This is a genomic window from Cellulomonas sp. PS-H5 (assembly GCF_019265565.1).
GTDB lineage: Bacteria > Actinomycetota > Actinomycetes > Actinomycetales > Cellulomonadaceae > Cellulomonas.
The window spans coordinates 1-14,968 of the sequence record NZ_JAHVCI010000004.1 but is presented as its reverse complement, the minus strand read 5'-3'; the positions used below and the strand labels follow the sequence as shown (position 1 = coordinate 14,968).

The 14,968-nt window shown below is 77.0% G+C and carries 15 protein-coding genes, 1 tRNA gene and 1 other RNA gene; 7 read left to right on the top strand and 10 right to left on the bottom strand.

Annotation, left to right across the window (positions count from 1 at the left end; translation table 11 throughout):
* Positions 1 to 19: 19 nt before the first annotated feature.
* From J5O08_RS03185 to ffs, 3 genes are all read right to left on the bottom strand, one after another.
* The gene (locus J5O08_RS03185) at positions 20 to 1,396 is read right to left on the bottom strand and encodes an FtsX-like permease family protein (RefSeq protein ID WP_218705399.1); all 1,377 of its coding nucleotides are present in this window, start codon (positions 1,394 to 1,396) and stop codon (positions 20 to 22) included.
* Positions 1,393 to 2,103, bottom strand: a complete 711-nt coding sequence (locus J5O08_RS03180; protein ID WP_218705397.1) for an ABC transporter ATP-binding protein — start codon at positions 2,101 to 2,103, stop codon at positions 1,393 to 1,395. The genes J5O08_RS03185 and J5O08_RS03180 overlap by 4 nt, the downstream gene beginning before the upstream one ends.
* Positions 2,104 to 2,263: 160 nt before the next feature.
* An RNA gene (gene ffs / locus J5O08_RS03175) (signal recognition particle sRNA small type) lies at positions 2,264 to 2,360 on the bottom strand.
* A gap of 215 nt (positions 2,361 to 2,575) precedes the next feature.
* On the opposite strand from ffs, the gene J5O08_RS03170 reads away from it, so the two are divergent.
* The gene (locus J5O08_RS03170; RefSeq protein WP_218705396.1) at positions 2,576 to 2,941 is read left to right on the top strand and encodes a hypothetical protein; all 366 of its coding nucleotides are present in this window, start codon (positions 2,576 to 2,578) and stop codon (positions 2,939 to 2,941) included.
* Positions 2,942 to 2,978: 37 nt separating this feature from the next.
* Positions 2,979 to 3,350 (top strand): roadblock/LC7 domain-containing protein, encoded by a 372-nt coding sequence (locus J5O08_RS03165; RefSeq protein ID WP_218705395.1) that lies wholly within the window; start codon positions 2,979 to 2,981, stop codon positions 3,348 to 3,350.
* A 29-nt stretch (positions 3,351 to 3,379) separates the two neighbouring features.
* Here the strand turns inward: J5O08_RS03165 and J5O08_RS03160 are convergent, their stop codons facing one another.
* Positions 3,380 to 4,114 (bottom strand): AAA family ATPase, encoded by a 735-nt coding sequence (locus J5O08_RS03160; RefSeq protein WP_218705394.1) that lies wholly within the window; start codon positions 4,112 to 4,114, stop codon positions 3,380 to 3,382.
* 110 nt (positions 4,115 to 4,224) lie between these two features.
* Here J5O08_RS03160 and J5O08_RS03155 point away from each other — a divergent pair.
* Positions 4,225 to 4,309 (top strand) — tRNA-Ser (locus tag J5O08_RS03155).
* 68 nt (positions 4,310 to 4,377) lie between these two features.
* Here the strand turns inward: J5O08_RS03155 and J5O08_RS03150 are convergent.
* The 3 genes from J5O08_RS03150 to J5O08_RS03140 form a co-directional block, all read right to left on the bottom strand.
* A complete protein-coding gene (locus tag J5O08_RS03150) occupies positions 4,378 to 4,752 on the bottom strand; it encodes a VOC family protein (protein WP_147794926.1) in 375 nt (124 codons plus the stop codon).
* A gap of 92 nt (positions 4,753 to 4,844) precedes the next feature.
* Positions 4,845 to 5,552 (bottom strand): glycosyltransferase, encoded by a 708-nt coding sequence (locus tag J5O08_RS03145; protein WP_147797011.1) that lies wholly within the window; start codon positions 5,550 to 5,552, stop codon positions 4,845 to 4,847.
* 361 nt (positions 5,553 to 5,913) lie between these two features.
* Positions 5,914 to 6,738: a DUF5926 family protein gene (locus J5O08_RS03140; protein ID WP_218705393.1), complete on the bottom strand. Its 825-nt coding sequence runs from the start codon at positions 6,736 to 6,738 to the stop codon at positions 5,914 to 5,916.
* A 97-nt stretch (positions 6,739 to 6,835) separates the two neighbouring features.
* Between J5O08_RS03140 and pgm the strand changes: the two genes are divergently transcribed.
* On the top strand, positions 6,836 to 8,509 hold the full coding sequence (gene pgm, locus J5O08_RS03135) for a phosphoglucomutase (alpha-D-glucose-1,6-bisphosphate-dependent) (protein WP_218705392.1): 1,674 nt from the start codon (positions 6,836 to 6,838) through the stop codon (positions 8,507 to 8,509).
* A gap of 136 nt (positions 8,510 to 8,645) precedes the next feature.
* Complete coding sequence (locus J5O08_RS03130) at positions 8,646 to 8,810, top strand: hypothetical protein (protein ID WP_168216929.1); 165 nt, start codon at positions 8,646 to 8,648, stop codon at positions 8,808 to 8,810.
* Here J5O08_RS03130 and J5O08_RS03125 read toward each other — a convergent pair.
* Positions 8,800 to 9,447 (bottom strand): DUF998 domain-containing protein, encoded by a 648-nt coding sequence (locus J5O08_RS03125; RefSeq protein WP_218705391.1) that lies wholly within the window; start codon positions 9,445 to 9,447, stop codon positions 8,800 to 8,802. The two genes, J5O08_RS03130 and J5O08_RS03125, sit on opposite strands and share 11 nt — an antisense overlap.
* Positions 9,448 to 9,533: 86 nt before the next feature.
* On the opposite strand from J5O08_RS03125, the gene J5O08_RS03120 reads away from it, so the two are divergent.
* Complete coding sequence (locus J5O08_RS03120; RefSeq protein ID WP_218705390.1) at positions 9,534 to 10,214, top strand: HAD family hydrolase; 681 nt, start codon at positions 9,534 to 9,536, stop codon at positions 10,212 to 10,214.
* A gap of 32 nt (positions 10,215 to 10,246) precedes the next feature.
* Here the strand turns inward: J5O08_RS03120 and J5O08_RS03115 are convergent, their stop codons facing one another.
* A complete protein-coding gene (locus J5O08_RS03115) occupies positions 10,247 to 10,540 on the bottom strand; it encodes a GNAT family N-acetyltransferase (RefSeq protein WP_218705389.1) in 294 nt (97 codons plus the stop codon).
* A gap of 70 nt (positions 10,541 to 10,610) precedes the next feature.
* On the opposite strand from J5O08_RS03115, the gene J5O08_RS03110 reads away from it, so the two are divergent.
* Complete coding sequence (locus tag J5O08_RS03110) at positions 10,611 to 12,038, top strand: MFS transporter (protein ID WP_218705388.1); 1,428 nt, start codon at positions 10,611 to 10,613, stop codon at positions 12,036 to 12,038.
* 400 nt (positions 12,039 to 12,438) lie between these two features.
* Here J5O08_RS03110 and J5O08_RS03105 read toward each other — a convergent pair.
* A partial coding sequence (locus J5O08_RS03105) for an SCO7613 C-terminal domain-containing membrane protein (protein WP_218705387.1) occupies positions 12,439 to 14,968 on the bottom strand: 2,530 nt, incomplete at its 5' end.

Here is a 14,968-nt window from a genome sequence, read left to right as displayed (position 1 = left end):
GAGCCGCCCGCCGGACCGGTCAGTCCGGCCTGACCTGCGTCTCCGCCAGGACGGAGCGCAGCAGCGGCCGGCTGGTCTCCGTCGCGCCGAGCACCAGCAGGCACCCGGCCGTGAGGCACGTCACGAGCAGCAGCAGCCCGCTCGGGTCGGTCACGCCCGCGACCCCGAACAGCGGCGACAGCATGACCACGGCCGTCGCCGCCGACCCCACGGCGACCAGCAGCATCGGCACGAGCACCTCCCGGCGCCGCACCGAGTCCAGGAGCGCCACCGGCGTGCCCGCGAGCACCTGGAGCGCGTACTCCCGGCGCCGGTCCAGCACCGTCGCCGCCTGGGTGATCCCCGCCGAGGCCGCCGCCACCAGGAACGTGATCGCCAGCGTGAGCAGCGCCCCGCGCATGAGGTCGCCGGTGAAGGTCCGCATCTCGGCGACCTCGGCGGCGGACGCGCCGTCGCCCGCCGACCCCGACGCGAGCAGCGGCACCACCGCGAGCGCCCCGGCGACGAACCCCGCCAGCCCCAGCCCGCCCACCACCCGCCACGACGCCCGCGGGTCGTCGACCAGCCGGCGCGCCGCGAGCAGCTGCGCGGGCGTCCGGGCCCGGCGCACCCGCAGCCGGCCGACCAGCCCGAGCGCCCACGGCCCGACGAGGTTGAGCGCGGCGAACCCGAGCGCGAGCGACCCGATGGCGAACGCCACCGCGAAGGCGCCGAGCTGCCCGAGCACCAGGGTCACGACCATGAACAGACCCATCGCGGCCAGCGCCAGCACCGCGCGCACGGCCCGCATCCCCGGCGGGGTCTGGCGCCGGGCGACCCCGAGCGGCGACACGACGACCCGGCGCAGCGAGACGACGCCGCTCACGACGGCCAGCAGCGGCACCACGAGGCACGCGGCCGCGAGCACGGGCCAGCCCACCCACAGCTCCCCCGCGGAGAACGTCGACCCCTGGAACGGCACCCGCGTCCACACCGGCAGGAGCGCGACGTACCCCGCCGCCCCCGCCACCGCGCCCGCCAGCCCCTGCCAGGCGGTCTCGACGACGGTCAGCGCGACCACCTCGCGGGGCGTCACTCCGAGCAGCCGCAGCGTCGCCAGCCGCGCATCCCGCCGCGCGACCCCGAGCCGGGCCGCCGACCCGCCGAGCGTGAGCAGCGGCACGACCAGCAGCACGACGGCCGTCCACGCGAAGACGACGTACGAGTCGCCGTACTCGCGCTGGAAGGCGTCGGCGGGGTCGGCCGCGCGGCCCGCGAAGCCGAGCAGCCCGCCGACCACGGACAGGGTCAGGGCCGTCATCACGGCGAACGCCGCGACCGCGAGCGCCGTCGTCAGCCTGCTGTCCCGGCCACCGGCGCGGCGCAGCCGCGGCGCGAGAGCGAGGACGGCGCTCACCGGGTGCTCCCCTGCGGGGCGCGGCGCTCGTCCGCCACCACGCGGCCGTCGCGCACCTCGACGCGCCGCCCGCACCACGCCGCCACGCCCGCGTCGTGCGTGACCACGACCAGGGAAGCGCCCGCGAGCCGGGTCGTCTCCGTCAGCACCCGCATCACCTCGTGGCCCGTCGCCTGGTCGAGGGCACCGGTCGGCTCGTCGGCGAACACCACCTCGGGCCCGGTGATCAGGGCGCGGGCGACGGCCACCCGCTGCGCCTGGCCGCCGGACAGCTCCCCGGGGCGCCGGCCCTCCATGCCCGCCAGGCCCAGCGAAGCGAGCCACCGGCCCGCCAGCTCCGTGGCCTCCCGGCGGGGCGTGCCGAGCAGCATCGGCGCCAGGGCCACGTTCTCGATCGCCGGCAGCTCCGCGAGCAGCTGGCCGAACTGGAACACGAACCCGTACTGCCGCCGGCGCACCAGCGAGCGCTCGCGCTCGTCGAGGTCGTGCAGGCCGCGCCCCGACAGCGCGACCGTGCCCGAGTCGGGGACGAGGATGCCGGCGAGGCAGTGCAGCAGGGTGGACTTGCCCGACCCGGACGGGCCCATCACCGCGACCGACTCGCCGGGGGCGACGTCCAGGTCGACACCGCCGAGCGCGGTCGTCGCGCCGAACTGCTTCACGAGGCCGCGGGCGGAGAGCCGGGGGCCGGGGGTCGTCGTGCTCATACCGCCAGCGTCCCGTCGCGCCGGGTCCGGCCGCGTCGGACCGCGGTCGCGTCCTCGCGGGGCGTCGGCTGCGACCGGGGGCGGAGGCCGGGTGCCGGGTCCGACCCGGGACGGACGACCTCCGGGCGACCCGCGGGCCGCACTCGGCCGCGTCCGGGCATGCAAGGACCCCCCGCACACCCGCCAGAGCTCACCTGCCCTTGCTGCCTTCCGGCCCTGGGGGGGTTCAGCGAGATGACGCCGCACGAGGGGTCTGCCCCCAGCCTAACGCAGACGGGCCCCCGATCCCGCCGCGTCACGACCCGCCCGACTCCCGGTCGACGCCCGATCGGGGCACCGGATCACCCGCGCCCGGGGTGCAGGGAGCCCGCTGACCTGTCGATACGGCTGAGTGCGGCCAGACGTCCCACGACTCGCGTCCGCGCTCCCCGACCTCCCGGCGGCCCCGTCCGCCCCTGCGAAAGGCACCTGCGTGGCCACCGTCGACCAGACCCTCACCGCCGCCATGTCCATCGAGGGTGCGACCGCCGTCGCGCTCGTCGACTTCGACTCCGGGATGCTCCTCGGCTCCGCCGGCGGCGGCATCGACCTCGACCTGGCGGCGGCCGGCAACACCGACGTCGTGCGCGCCAAGTTCCGCACCCTCGCGTCCCTCGGCCTGTCCGACGGCATCGAGGACATCCTCATCACGCTGACCAGCCAGCTGCACCTGATCCGCCTGCTGCAGAGCGCGCACGGCCAGGGCCTGTTCCTGTACCTGGTGCTCGACCGCAGCCGCGCGAACCTCGCGATGGCCCGCCGGCAGCTGCTCAACCTCGAGCGCGACCTGGACCTCTGAGCCCCACCGACCGACCGCACGAGGAGGACGCCGCGGCATGATCATCCGCCAGAACGGCCTGCAGGTCGCCGCCACGCTGCGGCACGCCGTCGACGGGATCCGTCGCGTCCTCCTCGTGCAGCGGGACGGGACGCCGTTCAGCGACGACGGCCCCGAGGAGGACCGCGACCGGCTCGCCGCCCTCGTCGTCGCGTGCGTCGAGATGGCGCACCACACCGCCGCGGGGGCGTCGCTCACCGGCCTGGCGGCCTGCACCGTCCGGACCGACGACGGGGCCGTGGTCGCCACGCCCGTGGGCGACCGGTTCGCGCTGGCCGTCGTCGCCGAGCCGACGGTGAACCTCGTGCTGCTGCAGCGGGTCCTGGTGCCGCAGGTCGAGCACCTGCTCGCGCTCGACGGCGGCGCCTGACCCCCGGACGGCCGCGCGGGGTACGCGCGTCAGTCGTCCAGGCGGCGCAGGTAGCGCTCCGGCGCCGCCAGGAAGCCGCGCCAGGACTGCACGAGGTCCGCGTCCTCCCACGCCGTCTCCCGCAGCCCCCACTCCCCGACCTCGAGCACGCGCGCCCCGGGAAGAGCCGCGAGCAGCGGCGAGTGCGTCGACAGCACCACCTGCGCCCCGCTCGCGAGCAGACCGCGCAGGTGCGCGAGCAGCGCCAGGCAGCCGGTGAACGACAGCGCCGACTCCGGCTCGTCCAGCAGGTACAGCCCGCGCCCGCGCATCCGCGACACGGCGATCTCCAGGAACGACTCCCCGTGGGACATCTCGTGGAACACGGGCTCCGGCGGTCCCCCGAACCGCGGGTTCTCCTCGAGGTAGGTGTAGAAGCCGTGCATCGTCTCGGCTCGCAGGAAGAAGCCGCGCCGCGCCCCTCCGGCCCCGCGTTCCAGCAGCAGGTGCCGCCACAGCGCCGACTCGGACGGGCGCGTCTCGGCCCGCGCACCCGTCGACCCGCCCTCGGCGCCCGTGCCGAAGGCCATCGCCAGCGCCTCGACGAGCGTCGACTTCCCCGCGCCGTTCTCCCCCACCAGCACCGTCGCCGGGCCGAGGTCCCAGCCGTCGCGCAGCACCTGCGCCACCGCGGGCACGCGGGTGAACCACGCGCCGGCGTCGACGGGCTCGCGGTCGTCGGCACGCACGCGGCGCACGGGCAGGGCGGGACCGGTCAGGGGCACGCAGGACAGCCCACCACACGGGGCCGACAGCCGCGCCGGGGCGGCGCCGACGTCGCGAGTCCGGCCCGGTTACCGAGCACGGCTCCGGCTCGGGTACCCTCTTGAGGCCGGGAGGATTCGCCTAGTGGCCTATGGCGCACGCTTGGAAAGCGTGTTGGGTTCACGCCCTCGGGGGTTCGAATCCCCCATCCTCCGCAGGTCGAAGGGCCCGCCACCGCGTCAGCGCAGGTGGCGGGCCCTTCGTCATGCCCGGCGCGGGCCGGTCACTCCGTCCCGTCGGTGTCCGTCGTCCCCTCGTAGAGCCCGATCTCGTTGCCCTCGGTGTCGATGAACACCGCCCACCAGCTCGTCTCGCTGATCTCCGCCTTCGGGCGCACGACCCGCCCGCCGAGCTCGGTCACCTGGCGCAGCGTGTCGTCGATCGAGTCGACCTCGACGTAGGACCGCGGCCGGTCGAAGTTCTCGTCCCGCGGCGCGAGCCCGCCGCCGCTGATCTTGTTCGGGGCCTGCCACATCGGGTAGCCCTCGTAGCCCGGGTACTCCTGGATCTGCCAGCCGAACAGGGCGCCGTAGAAGCCCTTCGCGCGGTCGACGTCGTCGACCGGGATGTCGATGTGCGTGATGTCGCCGTGTGCCATGTCCACACTCCCGAGACCGGCGACCCCGCGCCGCTGCGGGATCGGCTGCGCCCAGCGTACGGCCGGCCCCCGACAGGCGGGAGGGCCGGGCGTCAGCCCTTCTTGCGCGGCGCCGCCCCGATCGAGCGCAGCCGGCGCGCCGCCACCGCGAGCTGCACGTCGCGGTACTGCGCGGCGCGGTGCATCTGGCCGCGCAGGTCGCTGCCCGAGGGGCGGTGCCGCAGGTCGCACGGGACCTCGACGGCCACGAACCCCTTGCGCAGCAGGTCGATCGTCATGCCGGTCTCGACGCCCCAGCCGCGGGCGAGCGGCGTCGCGGCCTCGAAGGCCTCGCGGGTCAGGCACCGCATGCCGGACAGCGGCTGCGTCGGGGTCCAGCCGGTCAGCGACTGGATCGCGCGCCGGGCGGCGCCCACGACGATGCCGCGGCCGCCGGCGCCAGGCTGCGGCGGCAGCAGCGCGATCGACACGTCGGCGGTGCCCTCGAGCACCGGCGGGACCAGCGGCGCGGTGTTGACGGCGGTGTCCCCGAGGTCGCCGTCGATGAACAGGAGCAGGCGGGGCGGGCGGTCCGGGGCGTCGCGCATGGCGACGACGGCCGCTCCGGTCTCCATCGCGGCGGCCTTGCCGCGGTTGTGCGAGTGCCGGACGACGACGGCACCGGCCTCGCGGGCGACGTGCTGCGTGTTGTCCTCCGAGCCGTCGTCGACGACGAGGACCAGGTCGACGTTCGGGATCGCCCGGGCCGAACGGACCGTGGCGGCGATCCGGCGGGACTCGTCCTTCGCGGGGATGACCACCGCGACGCGCTGGCGGGACCGGCCGGTGCGCGCGGTCGTCGTGGGCGTCTCGAGCGGCGCGGGCTGCTGCGGCTGGGACCGCCGGGGCTTGCGCGGGGCCGGCTCCTCCGCCCGGGCAGGGCGGTCGGCGACCGATCGCTCCTCGGTCCTGTCCTCCGCCTCGCCCGTCACGCGGGTCAGCCTATCGATCCGGCCGGGCCGCGCGCGCCCTCGGGGCCCGGACACGCGGACGCTGCACACGACGGTCACACAGGCGGCGCGGGGCCGTCACCAGCGGGTCCGCCGCGGCGCCCGGTCCCGGGGACGCCGCAGGCCGCCCGCGGCGCACCGGGGCGGTGCGTCGGGGCGGCCTGCGGGTGGCTCAGCGGAGCGTGACCTGCCGGGCGACGATGCCGGCGCGGGCGCGGCGGGCGTTCGCGTCGAGCGGCTCGGTGTCGGCGAGCGCGGCGGTGAACTTCGGCGCGAACGCGGCCACGGCCGGCTCGACGTCCTCGGCCTCGCTGCCGCGGGCCAGCTCCCACACCGGGACGACCAGGCCGTTGGACCGGAAGTAGCCGATGAACTTGGCGCCGTCGAAGCCGGACTCGCGGCGGCCGTGCAGGCGGGCGAGGCCGTCGATGACCTGCTGCTCGTCGTGCGGCTGCGCCCAGCGCAGGTACTCGCGGGCGCCCATGCGGACCCAGTAGGCGGCGTCGACCGCGGCAAGCTTCTTCGTGTCGACGACGCCCGCGTCGGCCTCCTCGATGGCGGCCTTCAGGTCGGGCGTCATCTCGGTGTCGGCGGCGACCCAGTAGGCGAAGCTCTCCTCGACCGTCACCTCGAACGGGACAGTGGTGTCGAGCACGTCCTGCAGCCGCGGGCCGGGGCCCGCGAGGCCGGAGCTCTGCACGGCGGTGCCGGGCTCGGAGTCGAGCGCCTCCAGCAGCGCGGCGGCGAGGTCGCGGCTCGCGTCGCCGGAGCCGCCCACGACCTGCAGGGCGAGCAGCACGACGCCGTCGGCGCGGTGCAGGGCGGCCCAGCCGTCGGGCAGCACGGTCGTGACCGTGATGTCGCGCGCGCCGTGCTCGGCGTTCGTGCGGGCGGTCGCGGTGGCGGCGGGCACGAGCTCGCGCAGGGCGACCCAGTCGGGCTCGCCGGGGAGGCCCTCGAAGGGGCGCAGCACGAAGTCGACGGAGGAAGAGGCCATGCGCACCAGGCTACCGGGCCGGTCGGCTCCCCGGACGGGCTCGACGCGTCGCGCGCTCGACCAGCCGCGCGTGGGCCGTCGGTGGCAGGATCGGGCCATGGACCCGCGCGCCGGAACCCCTGCCCAGCCCTCCGACCTCGTGGACGTCGACGCCATGCTCGCCGCGTACCACGACCGCCGCCCCGACCTGGAGGATCCCGCGCAGCGCGTGGTGTTCGGCACCAGCGGCCACCGCGGCTCGAGCCTCGACGGCGCCTTCAACGAGGCGCACATCGTCGCGATCACCGCCGCGATCGTCGAGTACCGCCGCAGCCAGGGCACCGACGGCCCGCTGTTCATCGGCCGCGACACCCACGGCCTGTCGGAGCCGGCGTGGCGGACGGCGCTGGAGGTGCTGGCGGCGGCCGGCGTCGAGGTGCGCGTCGACGCCCGCGACTCCTGGACCCCGACCCCTGCCGTGTCGCACGCGATCCTGCTGCACAACGGCGCCGCGACCTCCGAGGGCGTGCGCGCGTCCGGCCCCGGCCTGGCGGACGGCATCGTCGTCACCCCGTCGCACAACCCGCCCCGGGACGGCGGGTTCAAGTACAACCCGCCGCACGGCGGGCCGGCGGGCTCCGAGGCCACGAAGTGGATCGCGGACCGCGCCAACGAGCTGCTCGCGAGCGGCGTCGACCGGGTGCCGCGCGTGGGCGTGGACGCCGCGCTCGCCGCCGACACCACCCGCAAGCACGACTTCCTCGGCGCGTACGTCGACGACCTGACGCACGTGCTCGACCTGGACGCGATCCGGTCGGCCGGCGTGCGGATCGGCGCGGACCCGCTCGGCGGCGCGTCCGTCGAGTACTGGGGCGCGATCGCCGAGCGGTACGGCCTGGACCTCACGGTCGTGAACCCGCGGGTCGACCCGCAGTGGTCGTTCATGACCCTCGACTGGGACGGCAAGATCCGGATGGACTGCTCGTCGCCGTCGGCGATGGCGTCCCTGGTGAACGCCATGCAGGGCGACTCGCCGTTCGACATCGCGACGGGCAACGACGCGGACTCCGACCGGCACGGCATCGTCACGCCCGACGCCGGCCTGATGAACCCGAACCACTACCTCGCGGTGGCGATCCGGTACCTGTACTCCGGCGCGCGCCCGGGCTGGCCGGCGGACGCCGCCATCGGCAAGACCCTGGTGTCGTCGTCGCTGATCGACCGGGTCGCGGCCGACCTGGGCCGTCGGCTGCTGGAGGTGCCGGTCGGCTTCAAGTGGTTCGTCCCCGGCCTGCTCGACGGGTCGGTCGGCTTCGGCGGCGAGGAGTCGGCCGGGGCGTCGTTCCTGCGCAAGGACGGCACGGTGTGGACCACGGACAAGGACGGGATCATCCTGGCGCTGCTCGCCTCGGAGATCCTCGCGACGACCGGGAAGTCCCCGTCGCAGCACCACGCCGAGCTCGTCGGCCGGTTCGGCGAGTCCTGGTACGCCCGGGTGGACGCGCCGGCGACCCTCGAGCAGAAGGCCACGCTCGGGAAGCTGTCGCCGGAGCAGGTGACCGCCACGACGCTCGCGGGCGAGGACATCACCGCCAAGCTCACCTCCGCGCCGGGCAACGACGCGGCGATCGGCGGCCTCAAGGTGACGACCGAGAACGCGTGGTTCGCCGCGCGGCCGTCCGGCACCGAGAACGTCTACAAGATCTACGCGGAGTCGTTCGTGGGCCCCGAGCACCTGACGCAGGTGCAGGAGGCCGCGAAGGACGTCGTGTCGGAGGCGCTCGGCGGCTGACCGGCCCCACCACCGCGACGGCGCCGCCACCCACCCGGGTGCGGCGCCGTCGTCGTGCGCGGGGTGCCGTCCTCGACGCGCGGACCGGCGGGGACGCGCCTAGCGTGGGGCGCTCCACCGCAGCGAAGGAGCAGTGATGAGCGAGGACGTCACGCCGTTCCCCGAGGACTCCCCCGACGCCCTGACCGAGCCGGACGTGGACGAGATCCGCGACGAGGAGGTCTCGGACGAGGAGGTCGCCCGGTCCATGCCGGACGCCAGCCCGTCCGACCAGGACCCGGGCTCGTACCTCAACCCCTGAGACCGCCCGCCGCGCCGGGCCTCGGCAACGACCCGGCGCGGCGGCGCGACACCCGCGCGGCGCGCAGCGCGAGCACCAGGGCCAGGGGCGCCAGCGACTCCGCGCCCGCCACGGCGCGCTCAGCCAGGCCCTCGAAGGCCCCGCCCCGGGCCTGCTCGGCGACGAACCAGCCCAGCAGCGCCAGCAGCGCCGCCGTCGCCGGGACCGCCACCGCGGGCCGCAGCGGCCACGGCCCGGACCGGCGCGCGGACGCCGCGGGCCACAGCGCCAAGGCCCCGAACGCCACCGCCGCGGCGACCCCGTGCGCCGACGGGACGCGGTCCAGCGGCAGCAGGCCGACGGCGGCCGTCCCCACGCCGCCGAGCGCGAGCACGAGGCGGCCCGACCGCGGCACGTCGCGCAGCCCCGCGGCCGTCGCGACGTGGGCGAGCCCCGTGACCAGGAGGCCGACGGTCATCACGCCCGGGCGCGGCACGTCGGCGGTGGCGAGCTCGCTGATCGTGCGGGACACCGGGTCGAACGCGGGCGCCAGGGCCTCGGCGAGCAGCCAGCCGCCGATCATCGCGACGGGCGCCGCGACCGCCGGGACCAGCACCCAGGAGCGCGGGGCGGGGGCGGGGCGGCTCGGGCGGGGCACCGCCGCACGCTAGCCCGCGCCGCGGGGGGACGCCCGCCGGGCGCTCCCCGGTCGCGGGCCGGACGACCAGCCGCTAGACCGGAGGCATGACCGGCACCGACGCACCGACCGCCGTCCTCCTCGACATCGACGGCACGCTCGTCGACTCCAACTTCCTGCACGTGCACGCCTGGGTCCGCGCCTTCGGGGAGGTCGGCCACCCGGTCGACGCCTGGCGCGTGCACCGGCGGATCGGGATGGGGTCCGGCCGGCTGATCGGCGAGCTGCTGGGCGCCGACGCCGACCGCCTCGGGGACGAGGCGAAGGAGCGGCACACCGCGCGGTACGCCGAGCTCGAGGACCTGCTGCGGCCGTTCGACGGCGCGCGCGACCTCGTTCGGGCCCTGGCCGACCGCGGCGTGCGCGTCGTGCTGTCGACGTCCGCGGCGCCGGAGGAGCTCGAGAAGCTCCGGGCGACGCTCGACGTCGACGACCTCGTGCAGATCACCGGCGCCGAGGACGTCGACGAGGCGAAGCCCGAGCCCGACCTCGTGCACGCCGCGCTCGACCTGGCCGGGGTGCCGGCCGAGCGCGCGGTGTTCGTCGGCGACTCGGTGTGGGACGTCGAGGCCGCGGTGCGGGCGGGCGTGCCGTGCGTCGGGGTACTGTCCGGCGGCACCTCGGAGGCCGAGCTCCGGGACGCCGGGGCGGCCGACGTGGTCGAGGACGTCGCCGCGCTGCTGCGGGACCTCGACGCGACGCCGGTGGGAGCGCTGCTGCGCGGCTGACCGCGCCGCCGGTTCGGGTCGCCGGCCCCGGCTCAGCCGACCGGGTCGACCACGAGGTCGCGGTACTCGGGGTGCTCCTCGACGTAGGCGCGCACGAACGGGCAGCGCGGCTCGACCCGGTCGCCCGCGGCACGCACGGCGTCGAGCGCCTCGCGGACCAGCGTCGACCCGATGCCGTGGCCCTCCTGCCGCGGGTCGACCTCGGTGTGCGTGAACACGACGACGCCGGGGCGCCGCTGGTACTCCGCGACGCCGAGGACGGTGCCCTCGGCGTCGGTGATCTCGAACCGCTGCTGGTCGGTCACGTCCGTCACGCGCGTCGTCATGCCCCGAGTATCCGCACGGGGCGCCGGAATGCGCGAGCGACGTGTCGGTGCGGGGTGCGACACTGACCGCGTGCTGGGGCCCTACCGCGACGTGCTCTCCCGTCCGGGGGCGCTGGCGTTCTCCTCCGCCGGGGTGATCGCCCGGCTCCCGATGTCCATGGTCGGCATCGGAATCGTGCTGATGATCGAGGCGCTGTACCACTCGTACGGTCTCGCCGGCAGCGTGTCCGCGGCGTACGTGCTGGCGCAGGCGATCTGCTCGCCGCAGCTCGCGCGCCTCGTCGACCTGCACGGGCAGGCGCGGGTCATGCGGCCGGCGGTCGCGGTGTCCGCCACCGCGCTCGTCGGGCTGGTGGCGTGCGCGCTCGCCGACGCGCCGGTGTGGTCGCTCTACGCGACCGCGGTGGTCGTCGGCGCGACCGTCGGGTCGTTCGGCGCACTGGTCCGCGCCCGCTGGTCCCACGTCGTCGACGACCCGCGTGCCCTGCACACCGCGTACTCGCTGGAGTCGGCGCTGGACGAGCTGGTGTTCGTCGTCGGCCCGATCCTCGCGACGACCCTCGCCACCGCCGTCACGCCGTCGGCCGGCCTGATCGTGCCGGTGGTCGGGATGGTGCTGGGCGGGTTCTGGTTCCTCGGCCAGCGCGCGACCCAGCCGCCGCCGCACCCGCGCGAGGTCGTCACCGCCCCCGACGGCACGCCCGTGCGCCGCCGCTCCGTCATGCGCTCGGGCGGGATGATCGTGCTGGCGGTGGTGTTCGTCGCGATGGGCGCGATCTTCGGCGGCACCGACGTCAGCACCGTGGCGTTCGCCGAGGAGTCCGGCCGGCCCGGGCTCGCCGGGGTGATCCTCGCGGTGTTCGCCTGCGGGTCGATGATCTCGGGCCTGCTCTACGGCGCCCGGCACTGGACGACGCCGCTGTGGCGCCGGTTCGCGATCGGCATGGTCGCGCTCGCCCTGGGCGCGTCGCTGTTCGTCCTGGTCGACTCGATGACGATGCTCGCGGTCGTCATGTTCGTCGCGGGGTTCGCGATCGCGCCGACGCTGATCAACGGCAACGGGCTCGTGCAGGACCTGGTGCCCCGCGAGCGGCTGACCGAGGGGCTGACCTGGGTCGGCACCTCGCTCGGCGTGGGGGTGTCGGTCGGGTCGTGGATCGCGGGGCTGCTCATCGACCGGCAGGGCTCGCACGGCGGGTACCTCGTCGTCGTGGGCGCGGCCGTGCTGGCCGTCGTGGCCGTGCTCGGGTCGATGCGGGTGCTGCGCGCGGGGGCGGCGGGCGCAGGCGGGCACGGCGCCGGGGTGGACGCGGGGGTCGTCGGCGAGGCGGGTTCGGGTGCGACCCTCGACGGCGCGCCCGGTGCGGGAGAGGGCGCCGTGGGCGGTGGGCCCGAGGCCGGCGCCGCGACGACGCGCCTCGGCGACGCCGACGCCGGGGCCGACGGGGCGGCGGCGCTGGACGCCGACGCAGCGCCGCGGGGCGACGCCCGGCGCTGAGCCCACGCCACCCGCGGCGGCGCCGCGCCCCCACGCCTCCGCGCCTCCGCGCCTCCGCGCCTCCGCGCCTCCGCGAGTGAGCATCAGACACGTCGAATGCCTATGCGCTGGATAGGCACTCGACGTGTCGGTCATCCACTCGACGCACGTGCGCACGACGTGGGCGGGTGGCTCGTCTCAGCAGCGCGCCGCCCGGGAGCCGCACGCAACCCCTCAGCGCCGCTCGCGCGTCAGCGCAGCACGCGCGTCAGCGCCGCTCGCGCGTCAGCGCAGCACGCGCGTCAGCGCCGCACGCGCGTCAGCGCAGCACGCGCGTCAGCGCCGCACGCGCGTCAGCGCAGCACGCGCGTCAGCGCAGCTCACGCGTCAGTGCCACTCGCGCGTCAGCGCCGCTCGCGCGTCAGCGCAGCACGCCGCCCGCCGTCGACCGGCCCTCGGCCACCGCCGTCCGGCGGCGCTCCGCGAACACGCCGAGCACGAGCAGCAGCCCGCCCGCCGCCAGCAGGGTCAGCAGCCACGGCCCGGCGGAGATCGTCCGGCCGAGCTGCGCGGCGAACACGCTGAGCACCGCGACCGGCAACGCGCCCGCGCCGAGCACGAGCGGCGCGCGCAGCATCTCCCGTGCCCCCTCGAGCATGAACCCGAGCGCCAGGACGACCACGAGGATCGCGCGCCAGGTCATCGGGTCGGTCCAGATCGCGAGCATCGACGGCCCGAGGGTCGCCAGGATCCCGGGGGCCAGCGTCGCGACGGACGTCGCCCGGCCGACGGGCCACGCAGGACGCGGGCCGGCGGGGACGGCCGAGGACGACGAGGCCCAGCCGGCGGGGGCCCCCGGCGCACCGAGGGGCCCGCGCCCACCCGGGCCCTGGGCCGCGAGCGCCGCGCGCAGCGCCACCCAGCCCATCGCCGTCAGCGCGAGGCCGAGCGGCAGCGCGAACACCTCGACGCGCAGCTCCCGGGGGCTCCACGCGCCGATCGCCCACGCGAGGGCCGCCAGCCAGAGCACCCAGCCGGGCGGGACGTCGGTGGCCAGCGGCCCGCGCTCCCGCGAGGCCTCGGACCGCACCGCGGCGACAGCGAGCGCCAGCAGGCCGAGCTCGACGACCCAGCCGGTCCAGGTCAGCGCCCAGGACGGCCGCACGGCGACGAGCGCACCGACCGTGAACGCCGCGATCGCCGGGGCGAGCGCCCAGCGCCGCGCCGCCGGGAGGCGGTCGACGAGCAGCCGCCCCAGCGCGCCGAGCAGCACCGCGCCGACGAGCGACCACAGCAGGGCCGCGCCGAACAGCCGCGCGTTGGCGACGCCGCCGCCGACGGGCGTGCCCGCCGCGAGGTGCGCCGCCCGGACCGCTCCCGCGAGCGCCGCCGCCGCGCCGCCGACGAGCAGCGGCTCGGAGAGCGCCGCCCAGGCGCGCGAGCCCGCGGCGCCCGGACGCCGACGGAGGACGCCCGCCAGCACCGCGAGCGCGGCGACGCCGAGCAGCACCGCCGCCCGCACCCCGACGTCCCGGCCCGCGACGGCGAGCAGCAGCGTCGGCGCCACGAGCAGCGCGACCCCGGCGGCGACGAGCGGACGCCAGCGGTCGCCCCGGCGGGCGAGCAGCGTGCCGACCACGACAGCGGCGAGCGCCGGCGGCGCGGTGTACGCCTCGACGAGCCCGACGCCCCACCAGACCAGCGCGGACCAGACGACGCCGCACCACAGCACCGCGGCCGGCCACCACGCGAGCCGCCGCTCCGGCCGCAGCGCCACGGCCGTCGCCCCCGCGCCGAGCAGCGCGCAGAGCACGAGGACGGTGTCCGCGCCGGTGGCCGTGCGGGTGATGCCGAGCAGCAGCGCGACCGCGCCCGTGCCGGCGGCGGCGAGCTCGACCGCGAGCCGCGCGTGGTCGCCGGGGGTCCCGGGTGCGTGCCGGCGCAGGCGGTCGCCGAGCGCGGGGGCGGCCACCGCGGCCGCCGAGGCCAGCACTGCGACGACGGGCAGCAGGACGGGCGACCCGGAGCCGGGCAGGAGCACGGCGCCGGCGCAGATGACGACCACCGAGACCGTCGGCAGCACGAGGGCGGCGGCGGTGACGCGTGCCCACGCCGGTACCGGTCGGGTGCGGGTGTCGAGCAGCAGCACCTCGACCAGCAGCAGTGCGGCCGCCGCGCCGGCTCCCCACCAGGTGCGGTCGGCGGCGACGGCCGCGATCGCGAGCACCGCGGGGACCAGCGCGACGACGAGCACCCCGAGCCAGGTGTCGTCGGCCACCCGCGGCAGCACGGCGAGCGCCGCCGCGACGACGAGCAGCGCGACCGCGAGCCCGCCGAGCACGCCGGGCCCGTCCCAGCCCGACCACGCGAGCACGGCCGCGAGCACCGCGCCGGCGTAGGCCGTGGCGATCCCCACCAGGACCGCGCGGACGTCCCGCGGCAGCAGGGCGCGCGCCCGGAGCAGCAGGACGACGACGGCGACCGCGCCGACCGCCGTCGTCGGGCGGGACACCCAGGTCAGCAGGGCGAGGAAGGCGAGCTGGACGAACGCGGCCGTGGCGAGGGTGCCCCGCCACGGGGGTCGCGGGGCGGGGCGCACGAGCGGTGCGCCCGGGGCGTCCGGGGCGGTCCCCGGGAGGGCACCCGAGGCGACGGCACCCGGCGCGGCACCGGGCAGCTGCGCCACCCGCGTCGTCGCGGGCGTCCGCCGCGCCACCTCGACGAGCGCCGCCGCGAGCGCCAGCTCGGCCAGCAGCAGCGGGGCCGTCCAGGCGCGCAGCAGCGCGACCGCGACCCAGGCCGCGAGCACGACGCCGGCGGGCAGGCACGCCCGGCCGACGACCACCGCGGCGTGCTGCCGCAGCACGGTGACGCGGGTCGGGGCGGCGGGGCGCTGCGGGTGGACGGGCGGCAGGGGGCGGGCCGCCGGCGCGGCCACGCCGGACGCCGGG

What these genes read in the sequence shown, in the direction of transcription:
- J5O08_RS03180 (WP_218705397.1), bottom strand. Translation starts at nt 2,103, where the DNA reads ATGAGCACGACGACCCCCGGCCCCCGGCTCTCCGCCCGCGGCCTCGTG.
- J5O08_RS03165 (WP_218705395.1), top strand. Translation starts at nt 2,979, where the DNA reads ATGATCATCCGCCAGAACGGCCTGCAGGTCGCCGCCACGCTGCGGCAC.
- J5O08_RS03150 (WP_147794926.1), bottom strand. Translation starts at nt 4,752, where the DNA reads ATGGCACACGGCGACATCACGCACATCGACATCCCGGTCGACGACGTC.
- J5O08_RS03140 (WP_218705393.1), bottom strand. Translation starts at nt 6,738, where the DNA reads ATGGCCTCTTCCTCCGTCGACTTCGTGCTGCGCCCCTTCGAGGGCCTC.
- pgm (WP_218705392.1), top strand. Translation starts at nt 6,836, where the DNA reads ATGGACCCGCGCGCCGGAACCCCTGCCCAGCCCTCCGACCTCGTGGAC.
- J5O08_RS03130 (WP_168216929.1), top strand. Translation starts at nt 8,646, where the DNA reads ATGAGCGAGGACGTCACGCCGTTCCCCGAGGACTCCCCCGACGCCCTG.
- J5O08_RS03120 (WP_218705390.1), top strand. Translation starts at nt 9,534, where the DNA reads ATGACCGGCACCGACGCACCGACCGCCGTCCTCCTCGACATCGACGGC.
- J5O08_RS03115 (WP_218705389.1), bottom strand. Translation starts at nt 10,540, where the DNA reads ATGACGACGCGCGTGACGGACGTGACCGACCAGCAGCGGTTCGAGATC.